Raw genomic sequence first — 16,485 nt, 5'->3', positions numbered from 1 at the left:
TTTAACCCTGAGGTCGAACGATGTGTACGAGGTCGACCGCGAGGTGACCCTTTCGTGCGTACGCACCGATGGGCTTCGTGGAGTCGAGGTCCACATCAGATCCGGGAACGCGCAGCGTGAGGTCGACCGCGCTGCTCGGGTCAATGCGCAGAGCGGCGATTGCTTCCGCCAAGACCGTCTTCACCCGAGTAGACGGAGTCACCTCGAGCTTGGCCGTCGCCCCCGTGTATGAGACGTCGATGGTAATCTCGCGGGCCTGATGCCTAATGACATGGCCGTTTTCGCTTCCGAAAATTTCTACGACCGTCTGGTCCAGGTCAATTTCCTCGCTTGAACCGACCCGGTAAACGCGCTCATCGAGGCCGATGTCGATGATTGCGCGGAGGAGCGTCTCCGGGGAAACGTCGGAGTGGGTGACCGGGACGGCGCCGCCGGCCTCGTGGATGTGAATTCGCATATCAAGCTTCCTTCCAAACTGGTAGAGATCCGAACGACCTCAATCTACAGTCTAGCACCCAAAAATCGCACAATTGGTAAATTTTTTTATGAAAAAGACTTTCCAGTCGTTTACGTAACATGAACCGGAGTGGGGCATACTGGTGTTGTGAGAGTGACCGTGGGGGATACAGGCTTGGCGGGATTGCTCAACTCGTCCGCATCGCTGACCAAGACATGGCCAGACGCGCACCGCGAGGCCGCCATGCTGATCCAAATACTGCGAATTTCCGATCCGTCGCTTGCAGATGCAATGCACATCGGGCTTATCAGCCTGTTGACACCGACCAACGGGCAAGCCCGCACCCATGTCGCACTTGGACACAAGCGCGCAGTTCTGACCGCTGAGGCGCGTGACAGGAAGGGCGACGCTATTGACTCGCCCCACAAGAGGCCAGAGGAGGTCGAGTGGCTAGAAGTCCTCGACATTGCGGTAGCCGGGCTCTCGGCAACTAGGACGACAGGGTGAACCAAATGGCAACGACCGAAGAACTCGTACCCGACTGGGCAATATCCCCCGGCGAAATGCTGACGAACATCCTCGAACAGCGCAACATTCGCCAGGCGGAACTCGCCGAACGCACGGGTCTGACATCAAAGCATGTGAACCAGATAGTCAAGGACAAGGCAGGCATTTCGGGTGACGTCGCGGTCCTCCTGGAGCGGGCCCTTGACATACCCACACAATTCTGGACGCGTCTTGACGCCGATTGGGAGGCCCATCAAGGCAAGGTTCGAGCAATGGAGCGCCTACCGGAGTTTCGGCAGTGGGCCGCCGCCTTCGACTCGGACACAATTCGACGTCACCATGTCATCGCCCCGGCAGACGATGAGATAACCAGAGTGGAGAAGATTCTCAAGTTCTTCCAGGTAGCGACCCCGGCTGCATTCGACCAAAAATGGATTCAGCCGCGCGTTTCGTTTCGGAGGAGCCAGGCATTCGCCGTCGAAGAACAGAACACGGCACTGTGGCTTCGACTCGTGGAGCGCGCCGCTGAGCAAGTTGAGGTTCAACCACTGAATATAAAGGCACTGCGTTCGGTTGCCCGAAGCATTCCCGGGATGACGACTCTCTCGGTTACCGACGGATTCCTGGCAGCACGTGCAGCACTTGCAGAAGCCGGCGTCGTCCTCACCTTCGTTCGCGAGGTTCCAAAGACGCGAATGCTGGCCGCAACCTGGTGGCTTGCAAGCGACAGACCTGTCATCGGTATTACTGAACGACAAAAACGCCCCGATACCTTCTGGTTCAATCTCTTACACGAGATCGGCCACGTTGTTCTACACCCAAGACGGACAACCTTCCTAGACATCGATAAAGCTCCAACAGACGACGCTGAGCAGGAGGCAAACGACTTCGCCAGAACGATACTGCTGCCTGGAAATTCCCTGGCCGAGATTGAAAAGGCGACCACCCGATCCGACCTGGTTCGTCTTGCCGCGCGTCTAGGAGTTGGAGTAACCATCGTCGCTGGTCAATACGCATGGATCACCAAGGATTTCAGCGGTGCGAATGCCCTCCGCGGAACAATTCGTCCTGAAGACGTAGATGAGCTGGAGGCTCTATCACTCGTGAACTAACCACCCGCGAAGTTGCGGATTAGGCCCGTGCAGTCGCTGATAACAGTACCTCTGTGGCGATGCACCTGTGGGTTGCCTATTCACGGGGCGGCGATTGGTTCAAATCCGACGCCGCGGAGTACAACGCTCAACGAGCATCAGTGCTCATGCAGGTTGGCGTCGGTTGCCTTGAAGGTCAATTGTCTGCCTTGTCTTTGAATCGATGCGCGGGTGTTCCTGGCGTCGGTGCACCATGGGTCAGCCATCGCTCCAGCTTGACGATTTCATCCGCTGCCGGTGAGTCGATTTTTCCCCTGCGGATCTCCGCTTCAATGCGGTCGGAGAATGTGCGTTCCACGTTGCTACCTCCCGAAGTCCTTACCGGTCTGGGGCCGGTTGCTGTGGTGCGTGGCGCGCGTTGTTGAGGCCGCGCGAACTGCCCCCAGGGTGTCGCTGTCAACCAGCGGCCCGCCTGCCTTGGCGCGGCCCTGCGTTGTCTCCAGCTTTGGGCCAGCGTCCCTGTCTGCGACGCGGTAAACCTGGTATTCACTGACGCATCCATAGTCTGCGGCGATTGCCGCTGCGTTGGCTGCGCAAACGGATTCCGTGTCGCTTGGTTCGTTGAACAGTGATGCCGGGAACGACTGCGGAACCCAGCGCCCTCCCAGCTCGGCATCCAGGCCGGCGGCCGTTCCGTTTTCGGCATCGAGGTAGCCGCGCTCCCAGCGGCCCATGGTGCGCGCCTCGCTGACCTTCTGCGTTGTCTCGACGTCGGCAACCAGGACGTCATAACCGGCGGCCTGCAGTCGGTCCAGCAGAATCCTGGCCTGCTTCTCGTTGCCCAGGGTGCCGTCGATGATGACATTCATCCCTGACTCAAGCGCCTCGTTGCGTGCCTTCTTGGCGAGGATGGATGACTCCGTGTGGACCAGGGCTGCCAGCTCGCGCGGGTAGAACTTCTCCCCCGCTGCTTCGAGTGCGCGCACTTCGTCCGGCAGCAGGTAACTGTCGTAGCTTCCATCCTGGCGGGCCTGCTGGAGCAGCTCATCTTTGAAGTCGTCGGCGTTGATCGGCAGCCAGTGCTCCGGCTGCGTCCGGGTTGCCTGGATGAGGGCGGCCTGCGCGGTGGACTTTCCGGCACCGGGAGGGCCGGCAAGGACAATTGCCTTCTTGTCCCGACGGACCTCGGCACGTGACTCAATGAAGCGTGCAAGGATCTCGTTGTGCAGCCGCCGGCGGTCCTGGCGTGGCTCGCCTCGACGGACGTTGAACCACTCGGGGTTCTGGGCGGTCGCGGTCTTGCTCTGGGCGGTCAGCGGTCCCCCGTCTGCGCCCAGGCGCTCCAAGGTGGCGCGGTGCGCTGCTGCCTGGTCTTCTGTAGTCACGCTTTACAGCGTAGCCATCAGACTTCGGGAGCCTCGTCGGAGGCGTCCAGAATCTGGTCGTAGGCGTCGCCGTCGATCAGTCCTTCATCAAAGGCCCGGCCGACTTCCGCGAACGATCCCGGGGTGTCCAGATAGGGCGTGGACTCCCACTCGGCCGCCGCTGCGGCCGCGCCTTCGTTCTTCAGGTAAGGCCACGCGGACAGCTCGCGGATCATGGCGTCGCGGTCAATGTCGCCGGCCGCGTAGCGCTCTGCGATCTCGTAGGGGCTGGCACCGCTGAAACCTTCGGGAACAGGCTTCACTCCCCTGGCGTCAGCCTGCGAGAGCAGCCGGCTAATGGCTGGCTGGCTGACGCCCAGGGCTCGGGCGACCACGCGCTGGTCAGCAGTTTCGACGGCAGCGCGGACGTTCCTGATGTAGTCCAGTCCGCCCAGCTCGCGACGTGCGCGGGCACGGCGGGCATTGGCAATGGCGTTCTCGGGGCTGATGATTGTCATGTCCAAACCTCCCTGTGTATAACCAATGTTATCATCGTTATAACAAACGTTATAACGATGGCTTCAGACAATGCAGGGGCAGCGGGCGTAGTGAACGCCGAGCGTCGTTGCACCGGGCAAGGTTTTACGCTTTGCTCCATTCGATGTTTTAAGGCGGTGTCCGTACAGTCGACGGTGAAAGCCTGCCGGTCCCCCATCGGCGGGCTTTCTTCTTGCCGCTTCCATGAGCCGCAACCCTCGTCTTTCCGTGCTGTGGCTTGAACTTCTCTTCCACGAAATATGCTGTCCTCGACGGGGTTACTGGCCCTGTAACCGTTAAACAGGGAAGAGATGATGGTCAACACCCACCTCCGGGTCCTTCAAAGGTTCGATGAAGAGATTGAGCAAGGCATGCCATGGCCGCGCCCGCATTGTCGTACTTGTGGAGAAGGCTATGTTTCGTGGGAAAAGCCTAAAACGGCTCGTAACGAGCAATCTATGAAAGACATGAATCACCCTGGCTGGGAGCCCGAATGGGTTATGTAATCGGGCATTGCGACTACAGCGAATGCAAGCAGACGGTCGTCGGGGTTGGGAAGTTCAGAGTCGACTATGCCACCTCAGATTTGGGCAGCGAGTACCAGGGAATCCCTTACTCGGAGTTCTACAAAGTCGAATATTTCAACCCGCCGCTGCCACTACTCTCGCTGCCCGAGGCCGTGCCACAGAATGTGCGCAATGCCATCGACCGGGCCGCGCCCATCATTTTCGTTGATCCTAGTTCTGCCGCCACCGTGCTCCGCTCCTCGATAGAGCTGTTCCTCACCAACTGGGGGATACCGGCGTACGACAAAAACGACAAACGCATAAATCTTCACAAACGAATTGAGCTCTGGAAGACAGAAACAGGTAACCAGGAAGTGGGGGAACAGCTTCTCGCCATCAAGTGGATCGGGAACTCAGGATCTCACGAAGGGGAACCGCTCAGTGTCCGTGCCGTTGTCGACGGTTTGGAGTTTTTTGAAGCTGCATTCAATGAACTGATAGTGGCCCCGGAACTTAAAGAGCGTGTGCGAGCCGTGAATGAAGCCAGAGGCCGGATATACGCAAAGTGATAGTGGCCGATTCAAAGCAGCAATAGGACGTAAGCCGGAAGCGCACTGCGTGTTGGCTCACGCACTCGAAGTTGTCAGGAAGCAGGCTTCTCGCGGTATCCCTGGCGGGAGATTGCGCTCTGCGCCTTCTCCAGTTCTGCGCCCAGTTCGGCGGCCAGCTGCGACGCCCTGGTCAGGTGGTCCGTCGCGGTGGCCACGGAGGCAACGGGGTCGCGGTCGTCGTCCTCGTACACGTCGTACTCATCCAGGGATCGGCCAAGGGATTTGGCCAGCTGAGTGCACGCCTGGGGCAGCAAGTGCCCCACTCCCTTGAGGTTGCCCAAGACGCTGTAGACCGTGGGGGCAGCGTGAACCTGAGTGATCGTCAGGTGATTGATCGTGCGGATTGCCTCGTACGCATCATCCGCCGCGCGGATCACTTCGGGGGTTTCCTCGTCCATGCTGCGTTCCTCTCTGGGTTGGTCGGCGTCAGCTGCCGAGGGGCTTTCCCTGGGGGATCTCGCGGGCGGCCAGGGGCGGCCATTCCTCGCCGCCGTTGTAAGTCTGCTCCAGGGCACTGACTTTCTCGTCAATGGCGGCGTTGATGAATTCGCTCAGGGAGCGGTAGCGGGTGTGCATCTGTGTGTTCAGGTACGCGGCGCGCATCCGGTCAGCGTCCTCTTCCAGCTGATAGAAGCTGGTCTTCTTCGGGGTGGCTTTCGCCGGCCGGGCCGCTTTAACCGGCTCAACCGGGGCGGGAGCAGGCGCCGGCGCGGCTCCAGGCTGTCCTGCCAGCTCGGTCACGACGTCACTGGCGGCCGCTTTGCGCAGCCGTGACGTGCCGGCGGTTCCCAGGGCAGCCAGGGCCTCCTTGTCCGGGGCACTCCCCCGTCGTCGGTTCTCTGCCATGGTTCTAGTTCTCCTTCGTGATGGTGCGTGCGATCTCTTCCAAGCGGTCCAGCAGCTCGCGGCCGTTCGGGCCGTAGTGGCGCAGCGGCACGGCGGCCGAGTTTGCCTTGGCGAAAGCCTCCCGCTCGGGCAGGTACGGCGGCAGCAGCTGGGGGCCGTAGTCGGCTTCCAGCTTCTCGAGCCATTCGGCCTGGTCGCTCTTGCGCTTGCTCACGCGGTTGACGATGATGCCGGCCAGCGACAGGCCCGGGTTGAACAGGCTGCGGACGCTGCCCAGGGTCTTGACGATCTCGGACAGTCCTTCGACGGATGATGCGCGCGGCTCGGTTACAAGGAGCGCGCTGTCAGCGGCCACCAGGGCGTTGATCGTCAGCTGGCCCAGTGACGGCGGGCAATCCAGCAGCACGACGTCATAGGCCTCCGTGGCCCCGTCAAGCGCAATCCGGAGCCGGTGCTCCCTGCCCATCATCTGGTCCTGCTCCCGGCCCGCCAAGGCGCGCTCAGCGGCAACCAAGTGGACCGCTGGCCACTCCTGGCCCTTCTCGGCGTCGGCCTGCCACTCTGTGCCGGCCGGCACGGCTGCATCGGCCATAACACCGGGGATGACCTCGTTGCCCTCTCCCCCGGCCAGGACATCGTTCAGGGTGAACTCCGGGCCGGTGACGCCCATGTTGCTCGTCGCGTTGAACTGGGGATCGACGTCCACCAGGAGAACCCGTTTGCCCAGGCGGTGGGCCAGCACTTCGGTAAGGCCCGCGGTGACGGTCGTCTTGCCGACGCCACCCTTCTGATTGCACACGGCGATGATCTGCGCGCTCATATGAATACCTCCAATACTTCTATTAGTAGTTTTAGGGCTGAATCTGTCCAGCACTTCCGCGCCATTTCACCACAGTTCACATGATCTTGCCTGATAACCTCTATCACTTCTAATAGTACTATTAGAAGTGATAGAGGACAATTTTAGAACGCTGCCGGCTGGTGGCCGGACAGCTCGTGGTACGGCACCGTATCGGTCCAGCTGCCGCCGACCATGGAAGGGATGGTGACTGATTTGCGGTTGACTCGCCGGACCTCGTACCAGCTGCCCCGGAACTTAACCTGGTCCCCTTTGTTGATCGTCTCCGGGCCGTAGTTGCCGGCCATGCCGGCGGCGATCTGTTCGGCCCTGACTCCTTCCCAGTAGCTGATTTGGTCCTGCAGCTCTTGGATACGTGCTTGCAGCCGCTCCGCGTACTCCCCCTGGGCCGGCTCTGATGCCTCCACGTAGCGGGTATCCCCCGTCTTGTAGAGAGTGCGCGTGTGGCCGTTCAGCTGGCGCTCTGCGCGGCGCAGATCCGCACCCAGGGTTTCCAGGCGGTTGGCGACGGTAACGGGGTTGTAGCGCCGGATGGTGGCCAGTGCTGCTGTGTCTGCCTGTTCGGCGGCCTGCTTGGCTTCCTGCTCGGCGGCGATAGCGCGGCGGGTCGCCCGGTTGGCCTTGGCGATCGCGTTGCGGTGCCGGCTCTCGGAATGGTGGCCGATCTTGATCGGTTCCCCTCCCTCGGGAAGGCGGGCGTCGGCCGCGCGCGCCTGCTGCTGTGCGTGTTCTGCTGCCGATTCCCTGCGCTCTGCGCGGGCGGCCAGGGCTTCGGCCCTCTCCCCCGCGCGCTGGGCCTTGTCGTGCTCGACGGTGGCCGCAGGCCTGGCGGTGTCGTTGATTTCGATCTCCACGGTAAAGCCGGCTGCGCACAGCTGCTCGGCGGTGTCATTGATCAGCTGCCGGCGCGCTGCGCGGTCCCGCGTGTGCGGCACGTACCAGGTGCCCAGATTCCGGGACCAGCGCCAGCCGGCCGCCTTGAGGATGGTGTTGGAGCCATCGCCCCTCGCGGTGCCTTCGATGAGCGTTCCCGCCTCGCGGGTGTGGGTGATGATCGTCATTTTCGATCTCCTTTTCATAGGTACCTCTAACAGTTCTAATAGTACTATTAGAACTGTTAGAGAGCAATGTTTCGATACCTCGGGTTGGCCGTGACGTTGCCGGCCCCATAGCGGACCAGGCAGGGCAGTTCGCCAGCTTCGCTGGCCACCAGGCGCTCGGGCGCGTGCTCCCTCACTCCGTCGTCACCGGCCCATTCCCAGGAGCTGTAACGGGCCGCCAGGGCGTCGATCTCCGCCTCGCTCGGCCCTGACGCCAGCTCGCAAGTCTCGGGGGAGTAATAGCCGTCAAAGTCGGCCGACGTCGGCCGGTAGGGAATCTCCCAACCGATGACCGTCTGAGTGATACCTGCCCCATTGGAGGCCCGGACGGTGAACGCGCTTCCTGGATAGGACGCTTTCAGCTCGGCCCGGATCAGCCGGTTGGTCTCCGCCTGACTGTACTGCTGCATGATTGCGGTCATGGCTGCCTCTTTTACTTCTAATGGAACTATTACGGGCATTCGATCTTGAGTGCGGCGGCCAGGTGGCCGATCTTGTCAGGCCGGAAGCCCGACCAGTGGTTTTCGTCGTCTGCATTAACGACGACGACCGGAGCCTGGGAGTAGCCGAGATCCTGGACGTACTCCAGGGCTTCGGGGGAGGCGGTGACGTCCACCGACTCATAGCTGATGCCTGCCTTGTCCAAGGCTCGGTAGGTGGCGTTGCACTGGACGCACGCCGGCTTCGTGTAGACCGTGACGATTGCTGTTTCCGTGTTCATCTCAGGTTCCCTCCATCTTCCCTTTCACTTCTAATAGTACTATTAGAAGCATTAGAGGTCAATGGCTATTCCTTGATTTCTCGGGGTTTTCGGCTCAGTCTTGGCGGTTTCGTTCATTGCGTGCGCGGCGCTAGGTGGGTGTGGTGCAAGAACGGACAGCACCTCAGCGTAAATCCCCCCAGCGCCTTAGAACCCGGCCGGCCCGGTGGCTCCTGTACCTGGTCAAGGCGGCCCCGCACACCGAATGTGTGTCGTCCCTGCTGAAAAGAACCCGACCACGACGGGGGGAGACGGCAGCGCAAAGGCCTGGACCATGGGGAACTGTGCCGCTGCCGGCGGCCGGCGTCAGGGATACTTGCTGAACCATTTGGACGAAGGATAATCATGGGGAAAGCAAGCCGTTTGAAGGCCGAACGCCAGCAGGTCAAGTTGATACGCGAACCGGTCACCGTTACACACGAGCCGGACGTGCCCAACAACTGGCCGGACGGCCATGTGGGCGTTGCACTGACTGGTGACGAACTCGGGGAATGCATCGAGATCACCATCCATGGCGTCCGCCACTACCTCCACTCAACAACCGCACGGGAGCTGAGCAACATGGGGTGGCTTGTGAAAAAGTGAAATATCCGACGCTAAGGTTTTGCCGGTCGTCGTAGTGGCCTGTATTTGCCGGGTTTGATGTGGTTGGCGCGGGGCCAGGTGTAGTCGCCGGTGAGGTTGATGTGTTCCCATCCCAGGGGTGAGAGGAACCGTAGGAGGTGGGGGTCGATGTCGCTGCCGTTGCTGGTCAGGGTGGTGATGGTGCGGTCGAGGTAGACGGTGTTCCAGAGGATGATGGCTGCGGTGAGGAGGTTCAGTCCGTTGGCGCGGTAGCGCTGTTGTTCGAAGGAGCGGTCACGGATTTCGCCGAGCCGGTTGAAGAAAACGGCGCGGGCGAGGGTGTTCCGGGCCTCGCCCTTGTTTAGGCCGGCGGTGACTTTGCGGCGCAGGCCGGGGTCCTGGAGCCAGTCGAGCAGGAAGAGGGTCCGTTCCATTCTTCCCAGTTCGCGCAGGGCGACGGCGAGCCCGTTTTGGCGCGGGTAGGCGCTGAGCTTTCGCATCATCAGGGACGCGGTCACGGTGCCGGTTTTGATGGACGCGGCGAGCCTGAGGATTTCATCCCAGTGCACGGCGATTGTTTTGGTGTTGATCGTTCCGCCGATTAACGGCGCCAAGCCCGGGAGTCCCGGATCGTTGGTGGGGGTGTAGATACGGGTGTCGCCGATGTTGCGGATCCGTGGTGCGAACCGGTAGCCGAGCAGGGGCATGAGGGCGAAGAGGTGGTCGGTGAATCCGGCCGTGTCGGTGTAGTGCTCCTGGATTGCCAGGTCGGACTCGTGGTAGAGCAGCCCGTCCAGGACATAGGTCGCGTCGCGGTCCCCGACGTTGATGAGTTTGCTGTGGAAGGGCGAGTACTGGTCCGACACATGCGTGTAGATCAACCGTCCGGGCTCAGCACCGTATTTGGGGTTCACGTGCCCCGTGGATTCGGCTTTGCTGCCAGCGCGGAAGCGCTGCCCGTCCGAGGACGAGGTGGTCCCGTCGCCCCACTGTGCGGCGAAGGGGTGACCGTGCTGGGTGTTCACCAGTTCCGCTAGCGCGGCGCTGTAGGTTTCGTCCCGTATGTATGAGGCTTGGTGGCGGTCCAACTGTGCGTAGGTGACGCCGGTGCAGGACTCAGCCATTTTCGTCAGTCCCAAGTTGATTCCGTCGGCCAGGATCGCGGTGAGCAGGAGCTGCTTGTCCTTGGAGGGGTGGCCGGATTTGAGGCTTGTGAAGTGGCGGGTGAATCCGGTCCAGCTATCGACTTCCATCAGCAGGTCGGTGATCCTGATCCGCGGGAACATGGCGCTTGCCTGGTCGATCAGTGGTTGCGCGTGCGCGGGGACGATCGTCTCGAGCGGGGTGATTTTCACGCCCTTGTCCGTGATTAGTACCCCGGGCAGTTCGTCGCGGGACGCAAGCCTGTTGACCTGGTACAGCCGTTCGCTGAGCAGGGCAAGACGGTCCTGGAGATAATCTTCGCCGCCGTCGGTTGTGACCAGAGGCAGGCTCCCGGCGGTCTTCATGCCGGCGTAGTCGGGGCCGGAAAGAAGGTAGTCGTCGAAGTCGCGGAACTGACGGGACCCGGTGACCCACATGTCTCCGGACCGCAGGGCATTCTTTAATTCCGTGAGGGCGCAGAACTCGTAGAATCCCCGGTGGAAGCCGTCGTCGGTGAAGACCAGCGGTTTCCATCGGGGCCTGATGAAAGCGACCGGTGCATCGTCGGGGATCCTTCGGGCGCCGGTGGTGTTCAGGGCGCGGAGGACGTTGATCGCTGCCAGGAGGTCTTGTGCTGCGGGGGCTGCGTGGAGGTCAAGGACGGCAAGGAACGCCGGGGTGTAGCGGCGCAGCGTGGTGAAGTGTGCGCTGACGAGGGCCAGGTGATCTTCGAAGGCCGGTCTGGTCATTTCCTTGGCTTGGGCGATGCTTGTCGCAAGGGATTCCCAGCCGATGGCGGTTTCGATCGCGGCGAAGGGGTCTTCACCGTTTTCCTTGGCCGCGAAGAGGGCGTCACCGAGCCTGGAGTGCAGGCGCATCATGGCTGTGACGGTGGATCGGGACGCCAGCGTGTGCTGGTTTTGTTTGTTCTGCGCGGTCCGGATGAGCCGGCCAATGATGCGGTCGTGCAGATCGATAATTTCGTCGGTGACGGTTGCCATGCTTTCCACTGCCATGGCAAAGAGGGTCGCGTACCGGCGTGCGGGTTCGAACTTGGACAGATCGGCCGCGGTCATGGAGGCACCCTCACGGGCAAACTTCAGCAACCTGTTCCGGTGAACCAGCCGGCTTGCTGGCCACGGGAGATCAAGGGCACGCCAGGTAGTGAGCCGGTCGATGTGCTCGTTCATCGCCCGTGCGTTGGCGCGCAGGGGTGCCTGCCGCAGCCAGCCGATTTCGGTCGATGAACTCTCAGGGCGACGGAGAAGCAACCCGTCCAGTCGTTTGCAGTGTTCCACGGACAGCTGCTCACACAGGGTGGCGTAAATGCTCCGGTTAGCCTTGGTCAGGGCCTGTGCGCAGGCCCGTTCAATGACGCTGACGCCAGGCAGAGCGATCTTCTTTGCCTGGAGGAAGTCTCTCGCGCTTTCAACCAGGAGCAGGCCCTTGTCTGTTTGGGCAGCCACGCCGCCCACGTGCTCCACGAGCTGGCGGAAGTCCGCGATGCCGAACGCAGACATGCCCAGATACGCGCGGATCTCTCTTCCGTGTTCTTGCCGCGTTTCCTCGCGTTCCCCGTAGTCTGTCCATGCATCGGCGGGGACGACCAAGCGGGAGGCCAGCCAAGAAAGCAGTTCAGGCGGGACCTCGGTGTCTTCGGCCAGCGCGATCCCCGGGTGACTCAGCAGAGCCAGCTGGGCGGCGAAGCCCAGCCTGTTCGTGTCTCCGCGACGCTGGCGGATCAACGACATATCCGCATCACTGAGCGTGTAGTGGGCTGCAAGGTCCTCTGCTCCAGTGGGTATTGCCAGGATCTGGCTACGCTCGGCAGTCGTGAGCAAAGAGCGCAGAGCCACGTCAGAAGTCCTTATCTACTAAACGGCCGGGCCTCACGGACATGCCGTCGTTCTGCTGTGGCGCGCAAGGCCCGTCGTTCATGGCTTAGCGAGGTGCCGGTAAATGGTGGGCCGGGTGACGCCGAACTCCTGGGCGATGTGCTCGACCGTGTGGGCCCGCTTCCCGTCGGGGCCCTTTTCTTCATACATTTCGCGGGCCAGCTTGACCTGGCGGGGTCCGAGTTTGGGTTTCTGGCCGCCGGTGCGCCCGCGGGCCCGGGCAGCGGCGAGGCCGTCGCGGGTCCGTTCGGACATCAGGGCGTGTTCGAACTCGGCGATCGAGCCGAGGATCTGGAAAAACATCCGGCCGATGGCGGTGGACGTGTCTATGCCCTGGTCCAGGACCACTAGGTCCACACCACGCACCTGCAGAGTGTTGGAGAGCTCGATGAGGTTTTCCAGCGACCGGCCGAGCCGGTCGAGTTTGGTGACGACGAGTTGGTCCCCTGCCCGGTTGGCCGAGAGCAGCGCTTTGTCGAGTTCGGGTCTGCGGGCGAGTTTTCCGGAGGCCGTATCAATGAAGATCTGTTCACAGCCGGCCGCTGTCAGGGCGTCGTGCTGGGCTTCGGGGTGCTGGTCATGGGTTGAAACCCGTCCGTATCCGATTCGCATTCCTAAAACGTATCAGTAACCCGGCTGGACTTTACATAGGACAGTACACGCGAAGCATTACAAACGAGGCCCCGTGCTTCCGCACTTCTTCGAACTCGACTTTGAGTGTCTCGTGAACGATCGGTCGCGTTACTTTGGGGAAATGCTCTTCGTCCGGGCGATGAACGGGTGCGGTTCCCGCATGTGTCGGTCGCCCTACGGCTAAGGTGTGATTCCGCCTGAGCATGGGGCTCCGGGCTCCGGGGTCTGGGGTCCTTGGATGTACTTGTCCAGAAATGTCGGGAGCCGGCTGTCATCGGCCGAGTCGACTTTTAATTGAAGACCCCAGGCGGTGGCGATCACGGGGGCGTCCTGTCCCGGATAGGGGCTCAGGAGGACGTAGCTGCGCTTTCCGACGAGCGCGGCCAGCTCATCAATCTGGGACTGGCCGATTTCTGGCTGGTAACTGATCCATACTGCGCCGTGCTCCAGCGAGTGGACTGTGTTGGCTTTCGGTAGGGTTCGGGTGTAGATCCCGCAGTTGGTCCAGAGGGGATGGTGGTTCCCTCCCACCGGCGGGCTCTGCTCGAAGAACACTGGGTCCAGGGTATGGTCCCTGCCGAGGTTCTCATACGCCTGGACGCCCTCGATTGGCCGGCCAGCAGCCTCCTTCGCCGCATTGCCGTCCTGAATCTCCGCCGTCACTACGATGGACACCGCCACGATGATCGTCAGGATGAGAGCCCCGACCCCGCCGAAGATCAGCGCAGTTCGTTTCCGCTCGCGTGCGCGCTGCCGGGCATTAATGGCGGCCAGGGTCGCCTTACGCGCCGTGTCTCTTTGGACTGGTTTCTTGTTCAACTCTTGACTTTCCTTCATTGAGGCGGGGCAGACGGTTCATCTGTGCCGGTGCAGTCCGCTGTCAGCCTGCACCGGGGTGGTTATATGCGGCCGAGCAGCTCCTGCAGGGCAGTGATCTCTGCTTGCTGGCCTTCCGCCATTTTCGCGGCAAGCATGCGCACGTGCCCGGTTTCGGCCAGGTCAGCGGCGGCCTCGGCCATGTCCGCCCCGGCCACGTGGTGGGCGATCATCAGCGTGAGGTAGACGCGGTCCGCGTCGACGCCTTCGGCGTTCGAGAGTGCTGCCAGTTGCGCGGAGGTTGCCATCCCAGGCATCAAGCCCTCAGACATGACCTCTAGATCTTTGGCTGTCCGGGTTCCCGCGCCGTAGTCCTTGTCGTGGCCATTGTGGCCTGTCGGGTGGGCGGACATCCATGCCATGTGCTGGCCTCCGCTGCTCTGCGGAAGATTCCACTCCCGGAGCCAGCCGTACATCTGCCCGATCTGCTGCTGCTGGGTCAACACGATGTCATACGCAATGGCCCTCACTTCTTCATTTTCGGTGCGGTCCCGGACCATCAGAGACATTTCCACCGCCTGTGCGTGATGAATCTGCATGTCACGGGCGAACCCGGCATCCGCACTTGTGCTCGAAGGGTAGTCCGGCCCGGCCAAGACCCGGCCGACAACGAAGGAGAACCCCAACAGGCCCAATACAGCTACCCCGGCAAGAACCACCAAAAGGCGCTTCTGCCACCGCGGCAGTAAATTAATCATGAAGACTCCGGAAAGTTTGGCATCAGCGGGTAAGACTCAGGGCAGGCGCCCAGGCCGGTGTCCACCAGCCAGGGACGCGTCGATACTATCCTTCCCGTTCGGGAACGGTGCCAGTAGGGGGGCGCCACTTGTGAGCTCACAAGGTTCCCTTGTGAGAGGAATTGTGTTGCACCGATGGTGTTACAACGAATCGGACCCTGCCACGGGTCTTGTTAGGCTCGAGTTCGCCGTGCCGGGCTCTTTTGGCGCTGGGTGTGCAGCCAGATGCCCAGATCATGCTCTTTTCCGTCGTCGTAGGTGTACGTGTACACCACAAGTTCGGAGGCCTTCAGCTCGAAGAACCCGGCGCCAGGGCCGACCTTCACGTGGTCATCGTGACCTGGGATGGAGAAATCATACAAACCGGAAACGCCGTCAGCGGGGCCGCGGTCGCCAACCTCGGTCGAGTTTGAGACAAAAAATACCGGCCTCAAGGCCACGTAACAACATTCGACCCCGAGGAGTCAACGAAATCCGGGGCAGTCCCCCTGCTCGGGCGCTCAGTGTGGGCGGTATCCGCGCGGGCAGTTTTTCGGTGTGTCAGTTGTTGGCGGCTCTGGCTAGGACAGCGATTTTTTGTCCGGCGGTGTCGCGGATTTCGATGGTTTCCACGTCCTCGATGGTCACTGGTGTTGCGCCCGTTACCTTGGCCCGGCCCTGGGCTGTGGCGTTCCAGCTGGCCGCCCGGTCATAGTTGCCCGATGTGTCCCTGACCCAGAGCGAGATGACTCCGCGGTCGGGAAGCCCGCGTCCGTCCAGGGCCAGCTCGGTTCCCCAGGCCTTCTTGACCAGGCCCAGCTGCACTTGGGGTCCGGAGGCGGCGCTGCTGGTATAACTTTCTTCCGGTTTCGGGGACCCTGTCAGGGCTGGGCCGGCTGCGAAGCCGATGACCAGGAAGGCTGCGGCCGTGCCGGAGACCAATCCCGTGGTCCGCCGTCGGGTCCGCCGCCGGCGGGTGGCCAGCTGCGCCATCAGCGGCGCCAGCCCGGGTTGGTCCGTCGCCTCCGGGGCGCCTGCACGGGGCGCGGAGCTGCCCCTGATCCTGTGGACCGGTCCGGCCGCTGTCTGGGGGGCGGCCATCCTGATCGCCGTTTCTGCGGGCACGGTATTAAGGAACCCCGCCAGGGCGCTCAGGGACTTAAGCTCGCCCGAGCACCGCGGGCACAGTGTCAGGTGCTGGTCGAAGAGTGCCCGCTCTCCGGGTTCCAGGGCGCCGAGTACATAAGCGCCCACCAGGTGGTGGAGGGCGTCGTGGTCTGCCGGGTCCGTGTTCACGGTTTCACTCCCATTTCATCCAGAACGGCGCGGAGGGCCTTGAGGGCGTAGAAAGCACGGGACTTGACCGTCCCGGCCGGGAGGTTGAGGACCGCGGCGGCTTCGGCCGCCGTGAAACGGCGGTAATGCAGGGCAATGATGACCTCGCGGTGCACGGCACTGAGCCGGGTCAGCGCTTCTTCCATCAGCACCTTCATCAACAGCTCGTCCACGTGCTCGACCGTAATCGCCATCTGCTCCAGGTGCTCCGTCTGCGTTTGCTGGGGCCGGCGCTGTTGATGCCGGAAATTGTCGATGACGATGTTCCTGGCCGTCCGGAAAAGGTAACCGCGCATACTGGTGGTGATCCCGGGCGCCTGCTGCCAGATGCGCAGAATCGTTTCCTGTACGACGTCTTCAGCCTGCTCCGGGCTGGATGTTATTCCGATCACGAAGCGCCGCAGCGCCGGTGCATGCTCCCGGTAGATCTCTGCGACTATCTGCTCATCCAATGGCATGGACGCCCCTGACATCTCGATGGAACGGGCTCTACCCGCTAAGACGCCCAATGGCCGGGAAAAGTTCAGCCGTAAAAAATTCCGCCCCCGGTTGAACCATTCTCACCACCTGCGCCGTCTTAGGGCATAGCGGCCAACCCGCGCCGTGCAGATCCACCGCAACGACCGGCTGAGAGCAGCCCGGGTGCATCTGTTCCAAAGATCTTCTTTAAGAGAAAAAATATTTC

21 protein-coding genes are annotated in these 16,485 nt (G+C 61.9%); 4 read left to right on the top strand and 17 right to left on the bottom strand.

Annotated elements, in window-relative coordinates; genetic code table 11:
* Position 1 precedes the first annotated feature (1 nt).
* Positions 2-457, bottom strand: coding sequence for a hypothetical protein (locus ACNAOU_RS25970; RefSeq protein ID WP_422759261.1), 456 nt, complete (start codon positions 455-457; stop codon positions 2-4).
* 147 nt (positions 458-604) lie between these two features.
* On the opposite strand from ACNAOU_RS25970, the gene ACNAOU_RS25965 reads away from it, so the two are divergent.
* Complete coding sequence (locus ACNAOU_RS25965) at positions 605-964, top strand: hypothetical protein (RefSeq protein ID WP_422759260.1); 360 nt, start codon at positions 605-607, stop codon at positions 962-964.
* Between the two features lie 5 nt (positions 965-969).
* On the top strand, positions 970-2,076 hold the full coding sequence (locus ACNAOU_RS25960; protein ID WP_422759348.1) for an ImmA/IrrE family metallo-endopeptidase: 1,107 nt from the start codon (positions 970-972) through the stop codon (positions 2,074-2,076).
* A 175-nt stretch (positions 2,077-2,251) separates the two neighbouring features.
* Here the strand turns inward: ACNAOU_RS25960 and ACNAOU_RS25955 are convergent, their stop codons facing one another.
* From ACNAOU_RS25955 to ACNAOU_RS25945, 3 genes are read right to left on the bottom strand one after another with little or no spacing between them, the layout of a single operon-like run.
* Positions 2,252-2,413 (bottom strand): hypothetical protein, encoded by a 162-nt coding sequence (locus ACNAOU_RS25955; protein ID WP_422759259.1) that lies wholly within the window; start codon positions 2,411-2,413, stop codon positions 2,252-2,254.
* A 4-nt stretch (positions 2,414-2,417) separates the two neighbouring features.
* Positions 2,418-3,440: a zeta toxin family protein gene (locus ACNAOU_RS25950; protein WP_422759346.1), complete on the bottom strand. Its 1,023-nt coding sequence runs from the start codon at positions 3,438-3,440 to the stop codon at positions 2,418-2,420.
* A 17-nt stretch (positions 3,441-3,457) separates the two neighbouring features.
* A complete protein-coding gene (locus tag ACNAOU_RS25945) occupies positions 3,458-3,937 on the bottom strand; it encodes a hypothetical protein (RefSeq protein WP_422759345.1) in 480 nt (159 codons plus the stop codon).
* Between the two features lie 512 nt (positions 3,938-4,449).
* Here ACNAOU_RS25945 and ACNAOU_RS25940 point away from each other — a divergent pair.
* The gene (locus ACNAOU_RS25940) at positions 4,450-5,031 is read left to right on the top strand and encodes a DUF4145 domain-containing protein (RefSeq protein WP_422759344.1); all 582 of its coding nucleotides are present in this window, start codon (positions 4,450-4,452) and stop codon (positions 5,029-5,031) included.
* A gap of 74 nt (positions 5,032-5,105) precedes the next feature.
* Here ACNAOU_RS25940 and ACNAOU_RS25935 read toward each other — a convergent pair whose 3' ends face one another.
* The 6 genes from ACNAOU_RS25935 to nrdH form a co-directional block, all read right to left on the bottom strand.
* Positions 5,106-5,471 carry a hypothetical protein gene (locus ACNAOU_RS25935; RefSeq protein WP_422759343.1) on the bottom strand — a complete coding sequence of 122 codons (366 nt, stop codon included), beginning with the start codon at positions 5,469-5,471 and terminating at the stop codon, positions 5,106-5,108.
* A gap of 28 nt (positions 5,472-5,499) precedes the next feature.
* Positions 5,500-5,919: a ParB family protein gene (locus tag ACNAOU_RS25930; protein WP_422759342.1), complete on the bottom strand. Its 420-nt coding sequence runs from the start codon at positions 5,917-5,919 to the stop codon at positions 5,500-5,502.
* A 4-nt stretch (positions 5,920-5,923) separates the two neighbouring features.
* On the bottom strand, positions 5,924-6,739 hold the full coding sequence (locus ACNAOU_RS25925) for a ParA family protein (RefSeq protein WP_422759341.1): 816 nt from the start codon (positions 6,737-6,739) through the stop codon (positions 5,924-5,926).
* A gap of 143 nt (positions 6,740-6,882) precedes the next feature.
* The gene (locus ACNAOU_RS25920) at positions 6,883-7,839 is read right to left on the bottom strand and encodes a DUF3560 domain-containing protein (RefSeq protein ID WP_422759340.1); all 957 of its coding nucleotides are present in this window, start codon (positions 7,837-7,839) and stop codon (positions 6,883-6,885) included.
* A 56-nt stretch (positions 7,840-7,895) separates the two neighbouring features.
* The gene (locus tag ACNAOU_RS25915) at positions 7,896-8,300 is read right to left on the bottom strand and encodes a hypothetical protein (protein WP_422759339.1); all 405 of its coding nucleotides are present in this window, start codon (positions 8,298-8,300) and stop codon (positions 7,896-7,898) included.
* A 29-nt stretch (positions 8,301-8,329) separates the two neighbouring features.
* Positions 8,330-8,599 carry a glutaredoxin-like protein NrdH gene (nrdH, locus tag ACNAOU_RS25910; protein ID WP_422759338.1) on the bottom strand — a complete coding sequence of 90 codons (270 nt, stop codon included), beginning with the start codon at positions 8,597-8,599 and terminating at the stop codon, positions 8,330-8,332.
* Positions 8,600-8,983: 384 nt separating this feature from the next.
* Here nrdH and ACNAOU_RS25905 point away from each other — a divergent pair, with 384 nt between their 5' ends.
* The gene (locus tag ACNAOU_RS25905) at positions 8,984-9,223 is read left to right on the top strand and encodes a hypothetical protein (RefSeq protein ID WP_422759337.1); all 240 of its coding nucleotides are present in this window, start codon (positions 8,984-8,986) and stop codon (positions 9,221-9,223) included.
* An 11-nt stretch (positions 9,224-9,234) separates the two neighbouring features.
* Here ACNAOU_RS25905 and ACNAOU_RS25900 read toward each other — a convergent pair whose 3' ends face one another.
* The 7 genes from ACNAOU_RS25900 to ACNAOU_RS25870 all read right to left on the bottom strand — a co-directional run bounded on the left by ACNAOU_RS25900 (position 9,235) and on the right by ACNAOU_RS25870 (position 16,258).
* Entirely contained in the window at positions 9,235-12,201 is a 2,967-nt protein-coding gene (locus ACNAOU_RS25900) for a Tn3 family transposase (protein WP_015062052.1), read from the bottom strand.
* Positions 12,202-12,279: 78 nt separating this feature from the next.
* Positions 12,280-12,852 carry a recombinase family protein gene (locus ACNAOU_RS25895; RefSeq protein WP_422759336.1) on the bottom strand — a complete coding sequence of 191 codons (573 nt, stop codon included), beginning with the start codon at positions 12,850-12,852 and terminating at the stop codon, positions 12,280-12,282.
* 201 nt (positions 12,853-13,053) lie between these two features.
* On the bottom strand, positions 13,054-13,692 hold the full coding sequence (locus ACNAOU_RS25890; RefSeq protein WP_015062045.1) for a DUF3105 domain-containing protein: 639 nt from the start codon (positions 13,690-13,692) through the stop codon (positions 13,054-13,056).
* An 80-nt stretch (positions 13,693-13,772) separates the two neighbouring features.
* A complete protein-coding gene (locus tag ACNAOU_RS25885) occupies positions 13,773-14,447 on the bottom strand; it encodes a DUF305 domain-containing protein (RefSeq protein WP_015062044.1) in 675 nt (224 codons plus the stop codon).
* Between the two features lie 212 nt (positions 14,448-14,659).
* Positions 14,660-14,812: a hypothetical protein gene (locus tag ACNAOU_RS25880; RefSeq protein WP_168529493.1), complete on the bottom strand. Its 153-nt coding sequence runs from the start codon at positions 14,810-14,812 to the stop codon at positions 14,660-14,662.
* Between the two features lie 214 nt (positions 14,813-15,026).
* Entirely contained in the window at positions 15,027-15,761 is a 735-nt protein-coding gene (locus ACNAOU_RS25875) for an anti-sigma factor family protein (RefSeq protein ID WP_011689564.1), read from the bottom strand.
* Positions 15,758-16,258 carry a sigma-70 family RNA polymerase sigma factor gene (locus ACNAOU_RS25870; protein WP_015062042.1) on the bottom strand — a complete coding sequence of 167 codons (501 nt, stop codon included), beginning with the start codon at positions 16,256-16,258 and terminating at the stop codon, positions 15,758-15,760. Before ACNAOU_RS25870 ends, ACNAOU_RS25875 begins: the two co-directional genes overlap by 4 nt.
* Positions 16,259-16,485: the final 227 nt, after the last annotated feature.

Origin of the sequence: Paenarthrobacter sp. C1, assembly GCF_049315185.1 — a bacterium.
In the GTDB taxonomy this organism is placed as follows: Bacteria; Actinomycetota; Actinomycetes; order Actinomycetales; family Micrococcaceae; genus Arthrobacter; species Arthrobacter nicotinovorans.
Note: the sequence above shows the minus strand (reverse complement) of the source record. Positions and strands in the feature narration are given on the sequence as shown.